Origin of the sequence: Acinetobacter sp. UBA2063 (genome assembly GCF_002333245.1) — a bacterium.
GTDB classification, from domain to species: domain Bacteria; phylum Pseudomonadota; class Gammaproteobacteria; order Pseudomonadales; family Moraxellaceae; genus Acinetobacter; species Acinetobacter parvus.
In genome coordinates this window covers 9,651-32,662 of sequence record NZ_DDAH01000025.1, presented here as the reverse complement: position 1 = coordinate 32,662, position 23,012 = coordinate 9,651, and the positions used below count along the sequence as shown (strand labels likewise).

Here is a 23,012-nt window from a genome sequence, read left to right as displayed (position 1 = left end):
CTCTGCCCACACTCGAATCCTGGTCATTCATACAGGTGGGTTGCAAGGGAAACTCAAAACATACTAAAAGCTGTTTAAATCTTTTATAATTGCCCGCTTTTCGTCTACCGAGTAATACTCATGGTTCATCAGGTTGATGTTGTTGTTTTAGGTGCGGGTGCATCAGGCCTGATGTTGGCTGCTGAAGCAGGCAAACGTGGGCGTTCGGTTGTGGTACTGGAAAAGGCCAATAAGATCGGTAAAAAAATTCTGATGTCAGGGGGAGGTAAATGCAACTTTACCAATCTGGATGTTGAGCCCTCCAACTATATTTCCGAAAATCCACATTTCGTGATTTCGGCCCTTAGCCGTTATACCAACTGGGACTTTATTGGCTTGGTCTGTGAATATGGCATTGAATACGAAGAACGCAAGCACGGACAACTGTTTACCCTGAACGGGGCCAAGGAAATTCTGGAAATGTTACTCTCAGAATGTGACAAGGCCAAACAGGTCAAAATTCAAACCCACTGCGAAGTTCAGCAGGTAAAATCCCAGACTGATTCAGGTTTTGTCATTGAAACCAGCCAAGGAACTTATCATTGTGAATCACTGGTTGTAGCAACAGGTGGCTTATCCATTCCAACCCTAGGCGGTTCAGGATTTGGCTATGAACTTGCAGAGCAGTTTGGCCATCATGTTTTCCCTACCCGTGCAGGTCTGGTCCCCTTTACCTTTTCAGACCATTTTAAGGAAGTCACGACACGACTAAGCGGCAATGCCCTAGATGCCACCTTAATCAATGACCGCCATCAATTTACCGAGGCCCTGCTATTTACCCATCGTGGTTTAAGTGGCCCAAGCTCATTGCAGCTTTCAAATTACTGGCATGTAGGGGAAAGCTTCAACATTGATTTCTTTCCAGGTCAGGATTTCGTGCAATTTTTTAAGGAAAAGAAAAAAGCACAGCCTAAGGTATTACTGCGTACCCTGTTAAATGAATTCACTGCAAAAAGTATCGTGCTGGAACTACAGCAACTGATTTGGGCGGAGCTAAGTGAGACAGCGATTGGAAATATCAGCGATCTTCAACTTGAACAGATTGCAGCGCAACTGCATGCATTTACAGTGAAGCCATCGGGAACGGAGGGTTATCGTACTGCCGAGGTCACGCTTGGAGGAGTGGATACCAGCGAAGTATCGTCAAAAACAATGGAAAGCAAGAAACAGAAAGGCTTGTATTTTATTGGTGAAGTGCTCGATGTGACAGGTCATCTAGGGGGATATAATTTCCAGTGGGCATGGTCATCTGCCCAAGCCGCAGCCCAGTTTGTCTAGCTGTTTTGCAGTACAGAATAGTGTTTTGCACTACCCTTGAAATATTTTAACTTCGTTCATCTGAAGAGTTTGCTGCCTCTGAGGAAAGTGCCTGCTGAGTATTTTCAATCGGTTTCTCTTTCACTGAACCCGACTTGGCAACCACAAACTTATACGCACTGGCCAAAAAGCCTACAGTGATGCCTGCAATAATAATGGGTGCGAATACACGATTTGGCCTCTTCATTTTATCCTCCTATAGACTTTTTATTTTGGGGCGGTTGATATTTTATAAATGAATTGCGTTGTAGGCTAAAATTTCATCAGACTAGGCATGAAACGTAGGTAATAGCAAATCTATTGGCAAGTTTCATAACGAAGTATGAGGGGATTTTAGCCACTATACAAACAAAACGACCACCCTGCCTAGAGTGGTCGAATTGACCAAAAAAATCAAAGATTATTTTTACTATTCATCCGAATATGGAGGAGTCGGTGGTTTTGGATTCTCTGGATTGATTGGTGTTGGCGCTATCGGATTCACTGGATTGGCTGGCGCAGGAGTTGCTGGACTCACTGGATTGTTTGGCATCATCTCATTTTGACGCAACGGATTTGGCTGTTTTGCCTCAGTTTTTGCTTTATCCAACAGATCACTAAGTAAACGTTCCGCAGGTTGACGACCACCTAGACCAAAAGCCAGAGCAAACGCGACAGCAACTGAACCGAGGGTTAAGCCAAATGCGAGGTTCACAATAGAGTCAGCAATACCCATTGCCCTTAATCCCATCGCAATCACCAAGCCCATAATTAAAATACGAACCAGATTGCCCAACCAGCGTGAGCTATTGTATTCACCACGTTGAATCACATTGGCAACCACATTGGCCAGCCAGAAACCGACAACCAGGATTACTGCACCAAGCAGGATACTGGCACCAAACTGGATAAACATTGCAATCAGCACACTGATCTGTTCCAATCCAAGTCGGTCAGCAGCCTCTGAAACCGCAAACAACATGGTAAAGAACACAATCAAGCAACCGATGATATCTGAAACACGGGTTTTTCCAAGGAAGCGTTGCATATCCAGCTTCATTGGAATTTCATCAACACCCGCTCCTGAAACCAGTTCGGCCACCAAACGTCCAACAAAACGGGAAACTACATACGCCACAATCAAGATCAGACCAGCAGCAATAATTTGTGGAATTGCATACATGATTTGATTGAGCATTGCTGTGGCAGGTTGAGAAATTGCTTCTATACCCAGTGCCTCAAATGCCACAATCAAGGCGGTGATAATAATGATGGCAAAAACAAACGAACCCAGAAATTTGGATACATTGGAGTTCTTAAACAAACCTATTTTTTCTGCCTGTGTCTGTAAGCCAAGGCTGTTACTCAACCCTTCGACAATGCCACGCACAATTTTTGCCAAAATGTAGCCCACAAAAATGATGACGCCCGCAATAAACAGGTTCGGCAAATAAGCAACCGCCTCATTCACCATATTCTGTACAGGAATCAACAGGCCTGTTAGCCCCAGAATAGACAGCACAATCGGCAGGAACAGCAACAAGACCAGCCAGTAGAAAATTTCACCAATATTACTGCTGAGTGAGCCTACACCCACCTCATTGCTGAGCTTCTCGTCCATTTCCGTTCTGGCAAGCACATTGGTTAGTCCTGCCTTGACCAGCCCTGCCAATATCCAGCCAATAAAACCGACTGCAACGGCCGCCAGCAGGTTTGGAATAAAGGCCAGAACCCGACTAACCATATTACTGAATGGATCACTTACGCCACTGATGTTCAGCACATTCAATGCCCCGACAACGGCAAGGATAATCACAAACCAGAAAACCAGTTTGGAAAGCAGGTTTTCAATATTTGGTTTATGACCAGTGGCAGAAGACAATCTATGATTGGTGTTCAGTTTCTGGAGTAACTTTTTCACGCCAGCAGCAACAATCAATGCAATAATCCAACCTACAAGTAAGATAACAATTGCCGCTAAAATTGGGTGAAACTGGTCCCAATAATACATTGCATCGAATCCTCCTCTGTGGGAGGGATCAGTAAAATATTCATTCATGTGTTGTTATCCTTATGTTGTGTTTTAAAATTAATCAAACCACCCATGATCGCTCTATAACCAAGAACATAAATTATGGATGTCTCAACCTTAATTTCTGTCTATTTTACAATCAACAAACGACTGCACTAATACAACAAAAAGTCCGCATAATTTTGCAAAAAAGCTCATTGATTCATACCAATGAGCTTTTTCAATACAACAGGTTTTGGTCTAAAAACAAACGATCTAAACATCCAAAAGTACCGACTGCATATGAGACAGCATTCCCTGTGCAGTTGGGTTCGCTGAATGATCCGCAACCATATAAATAAGAAGTGCTATCAGGAAAATCCCCACAATGACCAATATGTAAATGGGTAATTTCCTTTTCTTTGCAACTTCCTTCTGACTTGCCACATGAGGCTGTGGCTTACTAAAATCATGCATGATAGCTAGCCCTCATAATTTTTATTTCTCAGGCTTTTATCTTAGCAACTGCTTATGTTGCATTGTGTGAAAAAGCTTCGCACTATCGTTGTTGCTGTTGCAAAACTCTACTGTTTCTTCCTTATTTATTGTTTAAAATATACGCGGTTTAGAAAACGCTAAAAATAGGCTATACTACGCGCCCTCAATTCCTAAATGTTCTGCTTTATGTCCTACCAACAGCAAAGTGTCTCACTTGATCTAGATACGGATGTAACCCATCAGTGTTTTCTACATTACACACGAGATGAGCATTTGATTGGACTGATTGAGTTCAACAAACCCAGCTATACCCTGAAATGGGGCGATCTTGAATATTTCCGCCGCCGTACCGAAGAACTTTCAGTGATGCCTTTTCCTGAATGCATCAATGCGATGATTGTGGATATCCGCGATGTTCAGGCTTTTCTGGACAATGAGGTTCCGATTCTGCCGTGGCGTTTGCTTGAGGAAGAATGCCCTGTTCGCCTTGTTGTTCCACAGGAACGTCTGGAACACTATGCAGGACTGTTTGAACCCACATGGCTCACCACCGATGTTGATACCGCGATTCAGGAAATCCGTGAATTTATGGATATGTTCGTACACTAAAACATATCCAGTCCACCCAATATTACCAATAATTCTCCACCGCAATATTCCCCTCACCACGGCGGTTCATGGTCAAGCCACGCTGTTTTAATGCTTCCTTGGTATCTTCCACCATTTGTGGATTGCCACACAACATGACATGGCTGCTTGCTGGACTCAATTCTGATCCTGCCGCCTTTTCCAGCTCACCATTTGCAATCAGAACTGGTAAACGGTCATGTAAAGCCGCATTTGGATCACGGGTGATAATTGGAATAAATCTAAAGCCTGAATGCCCCTCACCAAATAGCTTGGCGATTTCCTGAATACGGTCAACATAGGCCAGTTCGGATGCGGTACGAACACTGTAGACCAAATTGATTTGTTGATATTTATTCCAGGTCTCAAAGTCTTGCAGCATTGATAAAAATGGTGCCAAACCCGTTCCCGTTGCCAACAGCCATAAATCCTGTGGTAAAGGCTGCTGATAACGTGCCAGCGTTAAATAGCCATAAGATATTTTTTCAAGATACAGCTCATCACCCACCTTTAAATGTTGCAGGTTTGAGGTAAAAGCCCCATCGGGAACGACAATTGAAAAGAATTCCAGCGTTTCATCAAATGGCGAAGACACCACTGAGTAAGCACGCACCACCAGTTCATCACCAACCATTAAACCAATACGGGCAAACTGCCCTGCAGTAAATTTAAAATGCGCTGGTCGGGTCATGGTGAAGCTAAACAGATTGTGGGCCCAGCGATGTACAGATAAAACCTTTTCTACGCTAAATTTTTCAATTGACATGATTTGAACGTGGCACGAAACAGTGAGCTCATGTTAGCATGATCAGATAATTCATGAATACTTTTAAACTCGAACGGTAAGGCTTTTAACATGCGCATGACATTACGCCAATTGGCTGTTTTCGTGGCGGTCGCTCAAGAGGGAACTGTAACCAAGGCGAGTGATGCTGTCCGACTCACCCAAAGTGCGGCAAGCATGGCCCTGGCCGATTTGGAAGATGGTCTTGGCGCACCGTTATTTGACCGCTTGGGCAAGCGCTTGCAGTTAAATGATCTGGGCCGTTTTTTGTTGCCGCAGGCCCTGGAAATTTTAGGTCGTTGCGAATCGTTTGAACAGGCCGCCAAGGGTGAATTACAAAGTATCGATCTCCGTCTAGGTGCAACCCTGACTATAAGCGACTACCTGATGCCTGACCTTATGGCAGATTTTTTACAACGTCATCCACAGGCACATTTACAGTTACAGGTGGGCAATACCCGTCAAATGATTGAGGCGGTAAACCAGTTTCAGCTTGATCTGGCTCTGATTGAGGGCTCATGCCATTTGCCCCAGTTACAGTGCATCCATTGGCGTGATGATGAGCTTGCAGTTTGCTGTGCGCCTGATCATCCTCTAGCAAAGTTAGATCGCCCAATTACACCAGCAGATTTCCATGAGGTTGAATGGATTTTACGTGAAGAGGGTTCAGGCACACGTGAAGTCTTTGACAACGCTATATTAAAAGACCTACCTGATGCCAACATTCGCCTTACCCTAGGTCACAATGAAGCCATCCTGAAAATTGTTGCCAATGGTCTGGGGATAACCTGTGTATCACGGCTTGCGATTGAACCGCTTCAAGAAAAAGGTCAATTGGTCATTCTGGATACACCTTTCTGGGAACTCACCCGTCCCCTGTTTATGCTGGTACATCGTCAGAAGTATCAGGGACCTGGTTTAAAGGCATTCTTGCAGTTTTGTGAAGATCAGGTTTAAGCCTGATCTTTTTTTACCAACGTGAATCATTTTCACATGGTTCACCATCATTATTTCCATCCATTTGTGTATTTGGACAATTTCTTACAAACCAACGTGCCTCTTCAAGTGATCGCATTTGAGAACAGTGAGTTCGCCCATCACATTGAAAATGATTGGGATTGCTACTTACTGCTTGAGTATTTGCTATTTTTAAGGTTTCCTGTATTACAGGTTGATTTGTCAATTCATTACGATGCAAAAAGTCTTGAATAAAACCATACACAAAATAGCCGATTATGCCAAAAATAATGACTGTAATGATTGTCCCAAAAAAACCACCTGATTCACTCTTTCGTTTAGTTTTTCTTCTTGAATGAGATACGATACGTTTGGGTGTTGTGTTATATGAATTTCGTGATGAGGAATTTACACGTTCCGACGTTGTATGCTGCGAGTTTTGTAAGCCCTCTAAAGCACGCTGACAACTTCTTAAAAAGTCATTTTGATTGGTCAATTGGAAATTTTCATGTACCACTTTATTACGCATAGTGGCTATCCAACGTATATTCTTCACCAGCCCAGCTTCAAGCTGATATTCAATACTACTTAATTTTTCATGCAACCCACGCCCAGTAGCACCAAATTTTTGCTCTAGCAATGCTTCCAAAGTCTTACTTTGAGTAACTACAATATCAATATCACTTTGCATAACGGAAACCCCACTCTTTATTAGATTTTTTAATTGTTCCAGTTTTTAGCATCACATTACCCTAAAAAATTCACAACGTAATATATCAAATTTGACATCATCACAAAAAATAATGCTGCGCTGTTGGACAGCGATAAAGCCAAAGCTAGTATTTTTATTTGCTGATGAGCGATTCATCATGCATTCTCCTAACGCCGAAAGTTTGATAACAATTCTGATGTAATCGATTCATTATGAGCCAATATTTTATTTTTTTTAGTTTTTGCAGGATTCGGATCTACTCGTTCAATTTGTACTGCTTTAAATTTTCCATTATTTTCTAGGGCTACAAATTTTACTTTTTCATTTCGTTTCGGCTCACCTTCCGATGCAGGAAAATCTGAAATATGAAAAAAGATCTCGCCTTCAGCAGTTGCAATAAAACCAAACCCTTTGTCTGGATTATATTGTTTAACTTTTCCCTGATAAAATTCTTTTTTCATGACATTCACCTAATTTTGCAAGTACTGTATTTCAGTATATAAAAAAAGAGACTTTAAATCCTCCCCTGAAAACAGTACGGTTGGATTAAGTCTCTTTTTTAAGCATATTTTCAAAAATTAATCTTTTTGAACACTACCAAAAATCTTATCACCCGCATCACCAAGGCCTGGAACGATATAGCCATCCTCATTCAAACCTTGGTCAATCGATGCAGTATAGATACGTACATCAGGGTGCGTAGCTTCTACTTTTGCAACACCTTCAGGTGCAGCAACCAAAACCATAACACGTATATCTTTACAACCACTTGCTTTAAGCACATCAATTGCGGCAATAAGTGAATTACCCGTAGCCAGCATTGGATCAATAATCATCGCTAAGCGATTCGCAACATCAGGTACTAATTTTTTATAGTAAGTACGAACCTCTAAAGTCGCCTCATCACGCTCTAAACCCAATACACTCACTTTGGCACTTGGAATCAGGTTCAGTACGCCTTCAAGCATGCCAATTCCAGCACGCAAGATAGGAACAATGGTAATTTTCTTGCCTGCGATACGTTGAGTCGAAACTTTACCTGCCCAACCATCAATTACATGATCCACAACAGGTAGATCCTTAGTCGCTTCATAAGTCAGTAGCATCGTGACTTCTTGCGCCAATTCACGGAAGTTCTTTGTGCTGATGTCTGAACGACGGAGCAGACCAAGTTTATGGCGAATCAACGGATGGCGAATTTCCTGAATAGACACGAGTAAGTACCTAACTAATATTAATCTTTGCCTATTATAAAGCGTTTTTTTACTCTTCAATAAAAAAGCCCCCAATTTTTGGAGGCTTTTTTGTACAAATCAAATCATTATTGTTGCTGAGATAACATGAAATGTAATGGAGAAAGAATCTCTGATTTCAATGCCAAATTGATCATTGGGTCTGGATAGATGCCCAGAATTAGTACAAGTAATGCGGCACCGAGTACCATGATACCACCGACCTTGGTTCCCCAATGTGCATCAGCATCAATACGTGGAACATCTGGCGGTGTCATATACATCACCACCATGACACGTAAGTAGTAGTATAAGCCTATACCACTTCCTACAACGACCATTGCAGCTAAGAACCAATGTTGAGTTGTTACAGCAGCCATTATCACAAGGAATTTACCAATAAAACCTGCAGTTAATGGAATCCCTGCTAATGACAACATCATCACGGTCAATGTTGCAGTCAAGATCGGACGACGCCAGAACAAACCACGGTAGTCTGCAAGACTTTGTGCTTCATCAACGTTGTTATATGGACTAGACATTAACGCAACTGCACCAAATGCACCGATTGTTGTAAATACATAAGTAATCACATAAACCGTTACACTGCCTAAACTTGCATACGTCATACTAATCAAAGCAATCAACAAATAACCAAAGTGTGCAATTGATGAATAACCAAGGATGCGTTTTAAGTTAACTTGACGTACTGCAAGTAAGTTACCGACCAAAATTGATAACACAGCAATAACTGTCAAAACAGTCACTATTGGTTCAACTAAGATTGCACCAGAACTTAATAAGTAACGTACAAATAAACCAATCGTTGCAACTTTGGCAGCCGTTGCCAGGAATGTCGCCATAGGTGCTGGTGCACCCGCATACACATCAGGCGTCCATTTATGGAATGGTGCAAGTGAAAGCTTAAATGCAACAGCAAAGATAATGAGACCTAGACCTAATAGCACCATTGGTTGCTTGATCGCAGTCATCAAAGTTTGAACAGAATCATAGAATGACAATGAACCTGTATACGCATAGATATATGCCATACCCATCAACAACATCGCAGATGCAGTTGCTGAGAGTACAAGATACTTAATTCCCGCTTCTAAAGATTGGCTACGTTGATGCGTGTAAGCCAACATACCATACACAGGAATTGACATTAACTCTAAGCTAATGAAGAAAGCAGCGTAATGAGAACTTGCAACCAATAGCATTGCACCTGCTACAGAACAAAGTAACAAGATATAAAGTTCTTCACGATTATCTTTATACGTTTCAATGTAGGCATGTGAAAGTGTGCTACAAGCCAAAGCAGCAATCAAAATCAGGAATTGGTAGAGCATGGTAAATGAATCAACCATAAACATGCCCATCACGTTCGCAGGGACAAAGTGCCCGCTAAACATGGTATATGCAATTAGAATTACAGAAAGGTTTAGACCCACAACTGTCGTTGTTGCAATCAGATTATGATTACGTTTAATCGCAATCAATAACATCACAACAACTGCAGTCAATGCCACAATCATCGCTGGGGCAAGTGGCATAAGCTCAGAAAAAGAAAGTGTGAAGTTCATGGTTTATCGCATCTCCACTTGTTCAAGTTGAGTCGCAGTCTGTTGAACAGTTTCGACAACTTCTTGTACTGGCATATAACTATTGACTAACCACTGCATACTTGAATGTGACATATCCAAGAATGTCTGTGGGTAAAGTCCTAACCAAAGTAAACCAATCACACAGATCATCAAAATGCTCACTTCACGTAATGACAAATCTTTCAGTGGGCTCGTATAGTGTTGCTTTTGTTCAGCATTTGGTTCGCCGAAAAGTGCTTTGTGAATCAGAATCAGACCGTAAAGACCTGCAAATACTAAACTTACTGCAGCAATGATGGTAAAGGCTGGAAAAGCTTTAAATGAACCCATAAGAATCAGGAATTCACCAATAAAGTTACCTAGACCTGGTACACCGACAAGCGCTGCAACAAAGAACATCAGGAAGAATGGCAAGTATTGCAGTTGGCCACGAAGACCACCCATTAAACGTAAATCACGGGTATGTAAACGTTCATAGACCTGACCAGACATAATGAACAATGCAGCAGATGACAAGCCATGTGCCAACATCATGATCATCAGACCTTGGAAAGTCAGAATATTACCTGCATAGATTGCAAGTAAAATGAAACCCATGTGTGAAATAGACGTATACGCAAGCAGACGTTTCATGTCTGTTTGTTGGTAGGCTAAGAATGCACCGTAGAAAATACCAATCAGACCCAAAATGATTGCAATATCAGCAAACTGTGCTGATGCTGCTGGGAAGAATGGAATCACAAAACGAAGCAGACCATACGCTGCGGTTTTAATCAAAATACCCGCCAAGTCCACAGAACCCGCTGTTGGTGCTTGTGCATGCGCATCAGGTAACCAACCGTGTAATGGGAATACTGGTAATTTCACCGCAAAACCAATGAAGAAACACAGCATGAATGCATAGGCAACTTCAGGCGGCAAGTGGTTCGCAACAGCCAATAAATAGTTGTAATCGAAACCAATCATACCTGTCATCATGTATCCATAGACCACCAAGCCTAAGATACCGATCAACATGATCAAGCCAGCAATTTGCGTATACAGGAAGAACTTGGTTGCAGCGTAAACACGTGAACGACCATTCGAACCTGAATGTCCCCATAACGCAATCAAGAAATAGACTGGTACAAGCATCATCTCCCAGAAGAAGAAGAACAAGAATAAGTCAATTGCAAGGAATACACCGATGACCCCACCTAAACTCCAAAGGAGGTTTAAGTGGAAGAAACCAACATTCTTTTGAATTTCACCCCATGAACAACCAACAGCAATCACACCTAGTAATGCAGTCAGTAAAACCATGAGTAAAGATAAGCCATCCACAGCCAAGTGAATACTAATCCCTAAAGTCTGAATCCATGGAAGATGGAATTCAGCTGCCCAGGTTGGAACCTTTCCGCCCAACTCATAGCTATATGTACCAGTTTGCCATAGTGCAATACCCAAACCAAAGGTAATGAGCATACCAATCAAGGCAATCCAGCGTGGCAAATGTTGGTCAAATTTATCAACCAACCAACAAATAAAACCAGCAATGAAAGGAACTAAAATCAGTGCGGGTAAAATTAAATTATTTTCCATTTTATTTCCCCACAACCTGAATCACGATCAAGATCATCAATAATACCACTACACCGAGTGACATACTTGATGCGTATTCACGCAATGAACCTGTTTGACGCGAACTTGTAAAGCTATTCCCACCTTTCACAAGTGCAGGTAGCACTAACCATAAACCATCAATTGGATCACGACCTAAGATTTTCGCAATCAATAAATATGGTTTTACAAAAACGATGTCATACAAAGCATCAAAACCAAATGCGGTACGGCAAATATGTGCTAAACCAGAACCCAAAGATGTTTGAGCAAATGATTTAACCGCACCATACGCAAAGGCAAATAAGAAAATACCAACAACCAAACCAACAAGGGCAACACCACTTGCTAAATGTTCTGCATGTGCAACCGCTTCTTCTAAAGCTTCAGGAACAACAAAGCTTGGAATACTTGCAGCAGTCAATAATTTTGCAACAGGTGCTTGCAAGAAATAACCAACACCTGTTGATAAGGTCGCAAGAATTGCAAGCGGTGCCCAGTAAGTCACACCATGAATGGCATGTGCATGGGTTTTTTCTTCGCCAAAGAATACCACCCAGATTAAACGGAACGTATAGATAGACGTTAAGAATGCACCCGCTACACCCACCCAATACAACGTATTATAAAGTGGAAGGTTTGCGATCGTAGACTGTGCATATACTGCACCTAAGATGGCATCTTTAGAGAAGAAGCCAACTGTTACGATTGGAAGTGCAGCTAACGCACCACCACCGATGACGAAACACCAGAATACAAATGGAATCTTTTTACGTAATCCACCCATTTTGAAAATGTTTTGTTCGTGATGACATGCAAGAATTACGGCACCCGAAGAAAGGAACAATAACGCTTTGAAGAATGCGTGAGCAAGCATATGGAACAAACCAGCTTGATACGCCTCAGCACCCACCGCCATAAACATATAACCGAGCTGACTCATAGTTGAGTAAGCCAAAATACGTTTGATATCGGTTTGAACCAATGCGGCAAAACCAGCTACAAGTAAGGTTACTGCACCTGTAATCGAGATGAACTGCATTACTTCTGGTGCCATTTCCATCACAGAGAACATACGGCAACATAAGTACACACCCGCTGTCACCATCGTTGCAGCGTGGATCAATGCAGATACTGGCGTAGGACCAGCCATCGCATCAGCTAACCAAGTTTGTAATGGAATTTGCGCTGATTTACCTGCTGCACCTAAGAACAACATCAATGCTGTCCAAATCGACAATGATGAGCTTTGCGTCATCACAGTCGCTGCATGCTCAACAATGTACTGTGTATTCAACGTACCAAACTGTTGATAGAGCAAGAACAATGCGATGAGTAAGAAAACATCACCCACACGGGTTACGGTGAATGCTTTGATTGCTGCCCAACCATTTGCAGGGTTTGAGTAGTAGAAACCAATCAAGAGGTATGAACACAGACCTACGCCTTCCCAACCCAAGAACAATAACGCCAAGTTATCGCCGAGTACCAACAACAACATGCTGGCAACGAACAGGTTGAAATAAGAGAAGAAACGTGCGTAATCTTCTTCACCACGCATATACCATGATGCAAAGATGTGAATCAGGAAACCAACACCTGTGATCATACCTGTCATCAATAATGACAAACCATCGAGGTGCAAGCTGATGCCTGGCTCAAAACCGCCAACACTGAACCACGTCCATAAGTGTTGAACAAAAACAGTTTGGCCACTGCTAGTAAATGCAAGGCCTGCGATTAAAGCAAATAAGGCAGATAAACCCACTGAACCGACACCAATAATGGCAGCGACATTTTCAGACAGTTTGTTACGCCCTGCCGCTAACAGGATAAAACCAATGAGCGGGAATAAAACGGTTAAATATAATGTACTCATCCGCGCATCTCACTAGCAGCATCCACATCCAAGTGATGGAAGCGATGATAAAACTGAAGGACGATCGCAAGACCAATACACGCCTCGGCAGCAGCAAGCGTTAGGATCAAAATGAACATCACTTGTCCATCTGGTTGAGCCCAAACACTACCTGCCAAAACAAATGCCAATGCAGCAGCATTCATCATGACTTCAAGGCTCATTAGCATAAATAATAGGTTGCGTCGCACCATTACACCGTAAAAACCGAGTGCAAAAAGGATGGTTGCAACAATCAAACCATGTTCTAAAGGGATGTGTCCCATTATTCTTTATCCTCTTCTGCACTTGGTTCACGTTTGCCAAGGTGATATGCAGCAACTAAGGCTGCAAGCAATAACATCGCGGCAACTTCTACCAATAATAGATAATGCGTAAATAATGCTTGACCGACTGCTTTAGGACCTACAATTTCTGTACCTAATGGTGCAGAAATCGTGGTGTATTCTCCACCCAACATCCAAACCAGAACCAAGCCCAATAAGAAACTCATTAATGCAGGATATGCCCATGCATCAGAGGTTAACCATTTACGTTCTTGTTCAATGGTATCTTGTCCAAGGTTCAACATCATGACCACGAAGACGAACAACACCATGATTGCACCAGCATAAACAATAATCTCAAGTGCACCCGCAAAAGGCGCACCTACGATCATGAAAATACCAGCAACAGCAAGTAAAGAAACGATTAAACTTAAAAGAGCATGTACGGGATTCGCATTTGTCACAACACGAATTGTCGATACGATGGCCACAAGTGCCATCAAATAAAATGGCCACATCATGGTAATAAGCTCCGTACATCAACTGGTGCACTTTCTTTTTGTGCTTGACCTTTTTCCTTACCATTTACTGCCATACCAGTGACACGGTAGAAGTTATAGTCAGGATATTTGCCTGGGCCAGAAATCAATAAGTTTTCTTTTTCATAAACCAAGTCTTGGCGTACATATTCAGCAAGTTCAAAATCTGGAGTCATCTGAATTGCAGTTGTAGGACAAGCTTCTTCACACATACCGCAGAAAATGCAGCGTGAAAAGTTAATACGGAAAAATTCTGGATACCAACGTCCATCTTCTTTTTCCGCTTTTTGTAATGAAATACAGCCAACAGGACATGCAACCGCACACAGGTTACATGCCACACAACGCTCTTCACCATCTGGATCACGCGTCAAGATGATACGACCACGAAAGCGTGGAGGCACAATTTGTTCAGCTGGTACTTCTGGATATAAAATCGTGTCACGTTTACGTGTTACATGGCTAAACACCATCCACAACGAACGGACAATCGATCCAAATCCAGCTAGAATTTTATACATTTTGTACTCCCTGCTGTCCTAGGCCTGATTCATCAGAATCACAGCACCAGTCACTAACAAGTTGACCAACGCCAATGGCAAACAAACTTTCCAACCAAAATTCATCACTTGGTCATAACGTGGACGCATTAAAGAACCACGCGCCAATACAAACATCATTACAAAGAATGCTGTTTTAATCACGAACCAAAAAACGGGTGGAACAAATGGAATTTCTAAGTTAAATGGTGCAAGCCATCCGCCGAAGAATAACGTTACGATCAGTGCAGAGATTAAAACCACGTTCACATATTCCGCAACGAAGAACATCCCCCACTTCATCCCACCATATTCAACGTGATAACCTTCCGCCAATTCTTGCTCAGCTTCTGGTTGGTCAAATGGATGACGATGCGTCACTGCAACACCAGCAATAACAAAGATAATGAAACCAATGAATTGTGGAATAACAAACCAAACATCACGTTGAGCTTCAACGATTTCACGTAGGTTGAATGAGCCTGCAATCGCAACTACACCCATCAATGAGATACCCAAGAACACTTCATAAGAAATAGTTTGAGCAGCAGAACGAAGACCACCGAGTAATGAGTATTTGTTGTTAGACGCCCAACCACCAAATAGCACTGCATAAACTGCGATACCTGCCATTGCCATAAAGAACAATAGACCGATACTCATATCCGCAACGCCCAGTGTAGGACTTACTGGGATGACCATAAACGAAAGTACCGCAGTTGCCATGGCAACTGCTGGTGCTAAACGAAAAGTCAGCTTGTCGGCAAACTTTGGTGTCCAGTCTTCTTTAAACATGATCTTGAGCATGTCGGCAACGATCTGGAACATACCACCTGGGCCAACACGGTTTGGACCATAACGGTCTTGCCATAATGCCAGGAGACGACGCTCAATAAATGACATTAACGCAGCAACCAAAACCACCACCAACAGGATCACAACTGCTTGAATCACTGAATAAGCGATTGGCCAGTTCTCAGCCCAAAGTGGCGTTTGACGTATAATTTCTTGATTCATGAATTACACTCCTACTGCCACAGACACAGGCTCTGCCAATGAAACGGTTGGTGCTAGACCAATTGGATAACCAATATAGCCTGTTGGTAAATATTCGATGACCTGTACAGGTAAGCTGATGCTCGTTTCGCCTGCTTTCACGGTAATACGTTGACCATCTTGAACATTTAAGCGCGTCGCATCTTGTTCACCCACGGCAAACATCGCTTCAGGAATACGTGATTCCATTGCTGGTGTTTTAATGGTGAATTCACCTGAACCAAAGATATGGTGCATTGGCACAAGACGGAAGCTTTCAGGATTCACAACCACGGCAGTCGGTGCAACATAGCTACGTGCAGGACGTTTAGCTAAACGATCAAATAGACGCACACCTGAATCACCGCCTTTTAAGTGACCACCCACTTCATCTTGGTATTTATTCCAAGCTTGTGGCGAGTTCCAACCGGCAGCCCATGCGAAAGGTACTAGCGAAGAAGCTGTCTGATTACCGACATAACCTTCCATCGAGAACGTTAATGCTGAATCTAGATCAGTTGGCTGTTTAGGTTCATGAACAGATAATGGTGCACGCATTGCAGTACGACCTGAGTAACGACGTGGCTCACGTGCAATTTTCAAACCATGAACACGATAACCTGCATCTGGTGCAACATCTTGAATCGCTTCAAGTACTGGTACATTCTTCACGATGTCATCAATTACATCATCAAGCAATGTCCAATCGACTGCTTTACCTTTAAGACCTGTCTCAACAGCATGTAACCAACGCCATGATTCTTTGATCGCATATTCAGGCTTGTAGTAGCTTGGGTCATACACTTGATAGAAACGTTGTGCACGGCCTTCTTGACTCACTACAGTGCCATCACCTTCAGCAAAACTTGCAGCAGAAAGAACGATATCTGCTAGTTTCAGAGTTTCTGTTTCACTATGATCCAATACAATTACAGCCTCAGCTTTCTCAAGTGCAGCTTTGACTTGTGCAACTGGTAAACGACGAGTTAAGTCATTTTCAACCACAACAACAGCATCATACTCTTGAGCAAATGCCTGTTCTAAGCTTAAACCACCGAATAATGCTAGACCCATTGAGTTCACTTCAGGAACCGTCAAAGATAAACCAGCATTTTCACCAAGATTCTGTGCAACTTGTGCAGCAGCTTCCATAATCGCTGAGTCTTGCAAGCTTGTACCAGAGATAATCAATGGTTTTTTCGCCGCTTTTAAAGTGTCAGCAATGGTTTGTGCAAATGCTTTTGCATCATCGTCAAGACCAGATACTGTTTCACCTTTTACAGCAGCAGCAACCGCAAAACCTAAACGTGCAATATCATTTGGAGATGCAACCACTTCACCTGTTGCCACATCCGCTAAACGCGTTTGTGTCGCAGCAAGGATATAAATCGGTGACTTCGCTTCTTGACCAATACGTTGTACAGGTTCTGCTAACCAGTCAGGTGTACGCGTTTTAGCAGCCATTTCTTTCGCTTTATTTTTCGCAGCTTGGCGAACCGATAAAGCCATACGTGGCGCAGTTTGAGTTAAGTCTTCACCCAAGATCAACACCGCATCGTAACTTTCAATTTCACGCATATTCGGGTTGTAAATACCCTGTGTTTGCATGATTGAAGCAGCCAATTCAACCAGATTTTGCTCTTTTTGAGACAATCCAGTTGAATAGTTGTCTTGTCCAACCAATTGACGTAGCACATAGTTTGATTCCAAGCTTGCGCGTGGTGAACCAATACCTAATACTTTTTTGCCTTTTAGTTGAGCAATGACTTGATCAAGTGCTTGATCCACACTCACGGTTGTAACAGTGTCACCATTACGGAACTGTGGTTGACGTGGACGATCTGCACGATTCACATAACCTGTACCGAAACGACCTTTATCACACAAGAAGTATTGATTGACTGAACCATTGAAACGGTTTTCAACACGACGGATTTCGCCATAACGCTCACCTGGTGAGATGTTACAGCCTGAAGAACAGCCTTGGCATACGCTTGGTGCATATTGCATGTCCCACTTACGGTTATAACGTGCTGAATGAGTCTTATCAGTAAATACACCAGTCGGACAGACTTCAGTCAAATTACCAGAAAATTCAGACTCTAAAGTTCCTGATTCTGGACGACCGAAATAAACACGTGATGCATTCGCATAAACACCAAAGTCGGTACCACCCGCATAATCTTTGTAGTAACGCACACAACGATAGCACGCGATACAGCGGTTCATTTCGTGTGCAATAAACGAACCCAACTCTTGATTATGATGGGTACGCTTCGTGAAGCGATAGCGACGACGATCGTGTTGTGTCATCACCGTCATATCTTGTAAATGACAGTGACCACCTTCTTCACAGACTGGACAGTCATGTGGGTGATTGGTCATCAAGAATTCAACGATTGATGCACGAAAATCCGTTGCTTCTTTGTCTTCAATGGAAATAAAGGTATTGTCAGCAGCTGGTGTCATACAAGACATGACTAAGCGCCCACGTGTATCTTCCGCATTATTATATTGCGTAACAGCACATTGACGACAAGAACCAACAGAACCTAAGGATGGGTGCCAACAAAAATACGGGATGTCGATACCAAGGCTGAGACATGCTTGCAGCAAGTTTTCAGAGCCATTGACTTCATACGATTTTCCATCGACATGAATTGTAGCCATAGTCGAATTCCTTAAGCTTGTTCTACGTCAAGAGCAGCAGCATGGGTTTTAACCTTTGCTTCAAACTCATGGCGGAAATATTTTAATGCGCCCATAAGCGGCTCCATCGCACCTGGTGCGTGAGCACAGAAAGTTTTACCAATCCATAATTTACGAGTCAGTTCTTGTAAATGATCGATATCTTCTTTCTTACCTGTACCTGTTTCGAGTGCTTTCAGCGCTTTGACTGCCCAAGGTAAACCATCACGGCACGGTGTACAGAAACCACATGATTCACGTGCAAAGAACTCTTCTAAGTTACGCGTTGCAGAGACCATACATTGGGTTTCATCAACCACCATCAACAAACAGGTTCCTAAACGTGAACCTGCTTTCATGATGCTTTCAGCGTCCATTGGCAAGTCAATATGCTCGGCAGCCAGAAAGTCAGTTGACGCACCACCTGGCAACCATGCTTTCAGCTTCAAGCCATCACGCATACCACCTGCATGGTCTTCAATCACTTCACGCGCAGTTGTACCAAATGGCAATTCCCAAAGACCTGGGAACTTGACCTTGCCTGACGCACCATAAATCTTGGTGCCTGGGTCTTTGGACTTGTGCGCTGACAGGTTGATGTACCATTCAGGACCACGCAGCATAATTGCAGGCAGGTTGTTGTAGGTTTCAACGTTGTTGACAATCGTTGGACGACCCCATGCCCCTGCCACCTGTGGAAATGGTGGCTTGGTACGCGGATTGGCACGACGGCCTTCAAGCGAGTTGATTAATGCAGTTTCTTCACCACAGATATAACGCCCTGCACCCGTGTGAACATACATCTCAAAGTTCCAACCAGTACCGAGGATGTTTTCACCCAAGTAACCTTTGGCACGAACTTGCTCTAATGCTTCATTCAAGTATTGAGCAGCTTCGATATATTCACCACGAATGAAGATATAACCATGCGTTGCTTCAAGGGTATAACCTGCAATCAACATCCCTTCGATCAATTGATGTGGAAGTTTTTCCATCAACAAACGGTCTTTAAAGGTCCCTGGTTCCATTTCATCAGCATTACAAATTAAATAGCGTGGACCACCATCATTTGGCGCCATCAACGACCATTTAATTCCAGCTGGGAAACCTGCACCACCACGACCTTTAACCGTCGCAGCTTTAATCACGTCAAGTACATCTTTTGGTGGCATGCTGAGCGCTTTTTTGAAGCCTGCATAACCTTCTAAAGCTTCGTATTCATCAGCATTGCGTACAGCATCTTGCTTACTCAAACGCCAAGTGAGTGGATGAGTTTCTGGATTACCGTCGCCATAAATTGGTTTTGGTTCAGTATTCATACATACTTCTCCAATAACTGTTTAACTGATGACACATCCACTAAACCGTGAGTATCTTCATCAATCATTAACGTTGGACCTTTATCACAGTTGCCTAAACAGCAAATTGGGAGCAAGGTGAAACGACCATCTGCTGTGGTTTGTCCATACTGGATGCCTAACTCTCGCTGAAATGCTTCTGCTAAAGTTTCTGCACCCATCAAGAAACATGCAATTGAGTCACATAACAAAATCACATGACGACCTACAGGTTGGCGATAAATACGGTTATAGAACGTTGCTACACCCTCTAAATCCGCCACACTGATTGTCAACAATTGTGCAATCGCATTCATTTGAGCGTCATCTACCCAACCATTACGACGTTGTACGCATTTTAATGCATCCAATGATGCCGCACGTGGATATGGATAGTGATCAATATGATGTTCAATGTCATGGATTTCTTCAGCGGTCAAAATCCCTTCAACATTCACACGAGGTTTTTTATCAGTCAAAATCATCATAATCGTTTACCCCTAGCGATCCACGTCAGCCATAACCACGTCAATGGTCGCCAAATAAATGATCAAGTCAGAAACCAAACTGCCATTAATCACAGAAGGCATTTGCTGCAAATGCGTGAAGGTCGGCGTACGAATACGAGTACGGTAACTCATGGTTGACTTATCTGAAGTCAAGTAATAAGTACTCGCACCTTTCACCACTTCAGTCATAAATGATGACTCACCTGCAGGCATGACAGGACCCCAAGACACGCTCAAGAAGTGCGTAATCAAGGTTTCAATATCTTGTAATGTCTTATCTTTCGGTGGTGGAACAGCCAGTGGATGATCCGCTTTATAAGGACCAGATGGCATGTTGTCCAAGCACTGTTGAATAATTTTCAACGACTCAGTAATTTCACGGAAGTGAACCAGGACACGTGCATATGCATCGCCTTCATATTCCACAGGAATATCAAAGTCGAAGTTTTCATAACCACTGTATGGACGATATTTACGAACATCAAAATCAATACCCGTCGCACGTAAACCCGTACCAGTTACACCCCAAGCCAACGCAGATTTAGCATCGTATTGCGCAACATTGCGGGTACGACCGATAAATACTGAGTTTTTAAGTGCCGCAGTATAGTACTCGTTCAAACGTTTCGGCATCCACTCCAACAATTCCTTAACTAGCTTTTGCCAATTGTTTGGAAGGTCATGCGCCGTACCACCGATACGGAACCATGCTGGATGCATACGGTAACCCGTGATCGCTTCAACGATGTCATAGACTTTTTGACGGTCTGCGAACATATAGAATACAGGAGTCATACCACCCGCATCCTGAATCGCTGTACCACAGAATAATAAGTGGTTATTGATTCGGAATAATTCGTTTAACATCACACGAATGACTTGCGCACGCTCAGGTACTTTAATACCAGCAAGCTGTTCAACCGCCATCACATAAGGCATGTTTTGCGCACAACCGCCTAAGTAGTCAACACGATCGGTATAAGGAATAAATGAATGCCATGTCTGACGTTCAGCCATCTTTTCCACACCACGGTGGTGATAACCAATATCAGGCACACAGTCTTTCACTTCTTCACCGTCCAATTGCAATACGACACGGAACGCACCATGTGCAGATGGGTGGTTAGGACCTAAGTTGAGGAACATGAAGTCTTCATCAGCGTTACCGCGTTTTAGACCCCAGTCTTCAGGGACAAAGCGTAAGTGTTCTTGTTCGAAATCTTGTTTCGCTTGATCTTGCATATATGGCGTATATTCTGTCGCACGCGCAGAATATTCTTTACGCAACGGATGACCTTCCCAATAAGTCGGCAGCAAGATACGACGGAGCATCGGATGCCCTGCGAAATCGATACCAAACATATCGTAAGCTTCACGCTCGTACCAGTTGGCATTTGGCCAAATATTGGTTGCGGTTGGGATGCTTAAATCACTTTCATTTAATGCAACTTTGATACGGATATCACTATTACGCTCAAGCGATAACAAATGATAGAACACAGTAAAGTCTGATGCTGGTAAACCATCACGGTGAACACGTAAACGCTCATCAACCGCAGATAAGTCAAACAACATCACATAAGGACGTTCCACTTTACGGAGGAACATAAGGACTTCTTGCACGCGTGCGCGCTCAACCCAGACTGTTGGAAACTCTTCAAAAGTCGCCTGCACATAGAAGTTCTCACCAAATTTGGTTTTGAGGTCTTCTACGATTGCAAATGCTGGGCGTGAATCAACTTGCGTTGACTCTGGCATAGCAATGTCAGTTTCAGCCATTGGCTTGGCTTCCTATTTAATACAAATTCTGGCAATTTTCCCGATGATCACATCTATATCAGACATATCACAATTCATCGTTCAAATTATTTAATTTCATCCATAGAGCGTAAGTTTTTCACCGCAATACGTTCCGCATTTTTACGATCGCGTTCTGGCATCATCTTTGGCTTATACACAGGCTGAAGATCATCACCAATCACCGCTGAAAGTGGCCGGCGCTCTAGTTGAATTTGGTCCTGAAGCAACATCAATGCTTGGATCAATGCTTCTGGACGAGGTGGGCAACCTGGGATGTACACATCAACAGGAATAATTTTATCGACACCTTGTACTACAGAATAGATGTCGTACATACCACCAGAGTTCGCACAGGCCCCCATAGAGATGACCCATTTAGGCTCAAGCATTTGTTCATACAAACGTTGAATTACAGGTGCCATTTTGACAAAACAGGTTCCTGCAACAATCATTAAATCTGCTTGACGTGGTGAAGCACGAATCACCTCAGCACCAAAACGTGATAAGTCATGTACGCCTGTCAAAGTTGTTGCATATTCAACGTAGCAGCATGATGTACCAAAGTTAAATGGCCATAATGAGTTTTTACGTCCCCAGTTGACTGCGGTATGCAACACATCTTCAAGACGTGTCATCATCACACTTTTATTCACTTCTTCCTCAAGTGGATCAGTGACGATTTGACGATCTTGTAATGGATATTGATCGGCATCCGGATTCGCACGGGTTAAAGTATATTTCATCCCGACTTACTCCTGTTCAAATGATGATGTAGTCGGTGTTTTAGATTTAACACGACCAGAAGACTGTGCTGGAATATGACCAGTAGGATCGACAACAAGCTCTTCAATATTATTGAATCGAGTAATGTCAGCAATATTCATATTTGGTGAACCAATTTTTGTTTTGATCCCTGCTGCTTTACGACGATCCGAAGGTGCCCAATTCAGTCCACCAGTTGAAAGTTCGTAAATCAAACCAATCAATAAAATCAAAATAAAAATTGCAGCAGCTGCAAA

Annotated in this window: 22 protein-coding genes and 1 pseudogene; 3 read left to right on the top strand and 20 right to left on the bottom strand. The window is 42.8% G+C overall.

Annotated features, from left to right (window positions below; genetic code table 11):
* Positions 1 to 120 precede the first annotated feature (120 nt).
* Positions 121 to 1,317 carry an NAD(P)/FAD-dependent oxidoreductase gene (locus tag B4H32_RS01200; RefSeq protein ID WP_286799354.1) on the top strand — a complete coding sequence of 399 codons (1,197 nt, stop codon included), beginning with the start codon at positions 121 to 123 and terminating at the stop codon, positions 1,315 to 1,317.
* Between the two features lie 46 nt (positions 1,318 to 1,363).
* Here B4H32_RS01200 and B4H32_RS01195 read toward each other — a convergent pair whose 3' ends face one another.
* From B4H32_RS01195 to B4H32_RS01185, 3 genes are all read right to left on the bottom strand, one after another.
* The gene (locus B4H32_RS01195; RefSeq protein ID WP_004675071.1) at positions 1,364 to 1,543 is read right to left on the bottom strand and encodes a hypothetical protein; all 180 of its coding nucleotides are present in this window, start codon (positions 1,541 to 1,543) and stop codon (positions 1,364 to 1,366) included.
* A gap of 222 nt (positions 1,544 to 1,765) precedes the next feature.
* Positions 1,766 to 3,394: a mechanosensitive ion channel gene (locus tag B4H32_RS01190; protein ID WP_286799347.1), complete on the bottom strand. Its 1,629-nt coding sequence runs from the start codon at positions 3,392 to 3,394 to the stop codon at positions 1,766 to 1,768.
* Positions 3,395 to 3,622: 228 nt separating this feature from the next.
* Positions 3,623 to 3,823 (bottom strand): cell envelope integrity protein TolA, encoded by a 201-nt coding sequence (locus B4H32_RS01185; RefSeq protein WP_004761894.1) that lies wholly within the window; start codon positions 3,821 to 3,823, stop codon positions 3,623 to 3,625.
* A gap of 207 nt (positions 3,824 to 4,030) precedes the next feature.
* Between B4H32_RS01185 and B4H32_RS01180 the strand changes: the two genes are divergently transcribed.
* Positions 4,031 to 4,453 carry a hypothetical protein gene (locus B4H32_RS01180; protein WP_004682944.1) on the top strand — a complete coding sequence of 141 codons (423 nt, stop codon included), beginning with the start codon at positions 4,031 to 4,033 and terminating at the stop codon, positions 4,451 to 4,453.
* Between the two features lie 22 nt (positions 4,454 to 4,475).
* Here B4H32_RS01180 and B4H32_RS01175 read toward each other — a convergent pair whose 3' ends face one another.
* Positions 4,476 to 5,237 (bottom strand): ferredoxin--NADP reductase, encoded by a 762-nt coding sequence (locus B4H32_RS01175; protein ID WP_004682945.1) that lies wholly within the window; start codon positions 5,235 to 5,237, stop codon positions 4,476 to 4,478.
* Between the two features lie 90 nt (positions 5,238 to 5,327).
* On the opposite strand from B4H32_RS01175, the gene gigC reads away from it, so the two are divergent.
* Positions 5,328 to 6,212: a LysR family transcriptional regulator GigC gene (gene gigC / locus B4H32_RS01170; RefSeq protein ID WP_286799343.1), complete on the top strand. Its 885-nt coding sequence runs from the start codon at positions 5,328 to 5,330 to the stop codon at positions 6,210 to 6,212.
* Between the two features lie 13 nt (positions 6,213 to 6,225).
* Here the strand turns inward: gigC and B4H32_RS01165 are convergent, their stop codons facing one another.
* The 16 genes and pseudogenes from B4H32_RS01165 to B4H32_RS01090 all read right to left on the bottom strand — a co-directional run.
* Positions 6,226 to 6,903, bottom strand: a complete 678-nt coding sequence (locus B4H32_RS01165) for an excalibur calcium-binding domain-containing protein (protein ID WP_004682946.1) — start codon at positions 6,901 to 6,903, stop codon at positions 6,226 to 6,228.
* 188 nt (positions 6,904 to 7,091) lie between these two features.
* A complete protein-coding gene (locus B4H32_RS01160) occupies positions 7,092 to 7,385 on the bottom strand; it encodes a cold shock domain-containing protein (protein ID WP_004663739.1) in 294 nt (97 codons plus the stop codon).
* 117 nt (positions 7,386 to 7,502) lie between these two features.
* Positions 7,503 to 8,138: a uracil phosphoribosyltransferase gene (gene upp, locus B4H32_RS01155; RefSeq protein WP_286799342.1), complete on the bottom strand. Its 636-nt coding sequence runs from the start codon at positions 8,136 to 8,138 to the stop codon at positions 7,503 to 7,505.
* A gap of 107 nt (positions 8,139 to 8,245) precedes the next feature.
* On the bottom strand, positions 8,246 to 9,742 hold the full coding sequence (gene nuoN / locus B4H32_RS01150; RefSeq protein ID WP_004682948.1) for an NADH-quinone oxidoreductase subunit NuoN: 1,497 nt from the start codon (positions 9,740 to 9,742) through the stop codon (positions 8,246 to 8,248).
* A 3-nt stretch (positions 9,743 to 9,745) separates the two neighbouring features.
* A complete protein-coding gene (gene nuoM, locus B4H32_RS01145; protein WP_004682949.1) occupies positions 9,746 to 11,344 on the bottom strand; it encodes an NADH-quinone oxidoreductase subunit M in 1,599 nt (532 codons plus the stop codon).
* A 1-nt stretch (position 11,345) separates the two neighbouring features.
* The gene (gene nuoL, locus B4H32_RS01140) at positions 11,346 to 13,241 is read right to left on the bottom strand and encodes an NADH-quinone oxidoreductase subunit L (protein ID WP_004663747.1); all 1,896 of its coding nucleotides are present in this window, start codon (positions 13,239 to 13,241) and stop codon (positions 11,346 to 11,348) included.
* Positions 13,238 to 13,546, bottom strand: coding sequence for an NADH-quinone oxidoreductase subunit NuoK (gene nuoK / locus B4H32_RS01135; RefSeq protein WP_004638057.1), 309 nt, complete (start codon positions 13,544 to 13,546; stop codon positions 13,238 to 13,240). Before nuoK ends, nuoL begins: the two co-directional genes overlap by 4 nt.
* Positions 13,546 to 14,064, bottom strand: a complete 519-nt coding sequence (gene nuoJ, locus B4H32_RS01130; RefSeq protein ID WP_171055684.1) for an NADH-quinone oxidoreductase subunit J — start codon at positions 14,062 to 14,064, stop codon at positions 13,546 to 13,548. Before nuoJ ends, nuoK begins: the two co-directional genes overlap by 1 nt.
* Positions 14,064 to 14,606, bottom strand: coding sequence for an NADH-quinone oxidoreductase subunit NuoI (gene nuoI / locus B4H32_RS01125; RefSeq protein WP_004663751.1), 543 nt, complete (start codon positions 14,604 to 14,606; stop codon positions 14,064 to 14,066). The genes nuoJ and nuoI overlap by 1 nt, the downstream gene beginning before the upstream one ends.
* A gap of 18 nt (positions 14,607 to 14,624) precedes the next feature.
* Entirely contained in the window at positions 14,625 to 15,641 is a 1,017-nt protein-coding gene (nuoH, locus tag B4H32_RS01120) for an NADH-quinone oxidoreductase subunit NuoH (RefSeq protein WP_004663752.1), read from the bottom strand.
* Between the two features lie 3 nt (positions 15,642 to 15,644).
* Positions 15,645 to 18,329 (bottom strand): NADH-quinone oxidoreductase subunit NuoG, encoded by a 2,685-nt coding sequence (gene nuoG, locus B4H32_RS01115; protein ID WP_286799341.1) that lies wholly within the window; start codon positions 18,327 to 18,329, stop codon positions 15,645 to 15,647.
* Between the two features lie 11 nt (positions 18,330 to 18,340).
* Complete coding sequence (nuoF, locus tag B4H32_RS01110; protein ID WP_004757282.1) at positions 18,341 to 19,666, bottom strand: NADH-quinone oxidoreductase subunit NuoF; 1,326 nt, start codon at positions 19,664 to 19,666, stop codon at positions 18,341 to 18,343.
* The gene (nuoE, locus tag B4H32_RS01105) at positions 19,663 to 20,172 is read right to left on the bottom strand and encodes an NADH-quinone oxidoreductase subunit NuoE (protein ID WP_004675093.1); all 510 of its coding nucleotides are present in this window, start codon (positions 20,170 to 20,172) and stop codon (positions 19,663 to 19,665) included. Before nuoE ends, nuoF begins: the two co-directional genes overlap by 4 nt.
* Before the next feature lie 12 nt (positions 20,173 to 20,184).
* A complete protein-coding gene (nuoC, locus tag B4H32_RS01100) occupies positions 20,185 to 21,972 on the bottom strand; it encodes an NADH-quinone oxidoreductase subunit C/D (RefSeq protein WP_286799339.1) in 1,788 nt (595 codons plus the stop codon).
* An 86-nt stretch (positions 21,973 to 22,058) separates the two neighbouring features.
* A complete protein-coding gene (locus B4H32_RS01095) occupies positions 22,059 to 22,736 on the bottom strand; it encodes a NuoB/complex I 20 kDa subunit family protein (RefSeq protein WP_004638049.1) in 678 nt (225 codons plus the stop codon).
* 6 nt (positions 22,737 to 22,742) lie between these two features.
* Positions 22,743 to 23,012 (bottom strand): annotated as a pseudogene (locus B4H32_RS01090) (NADH-quinone oxidoreductase subunit A); the annotation flags it as partial.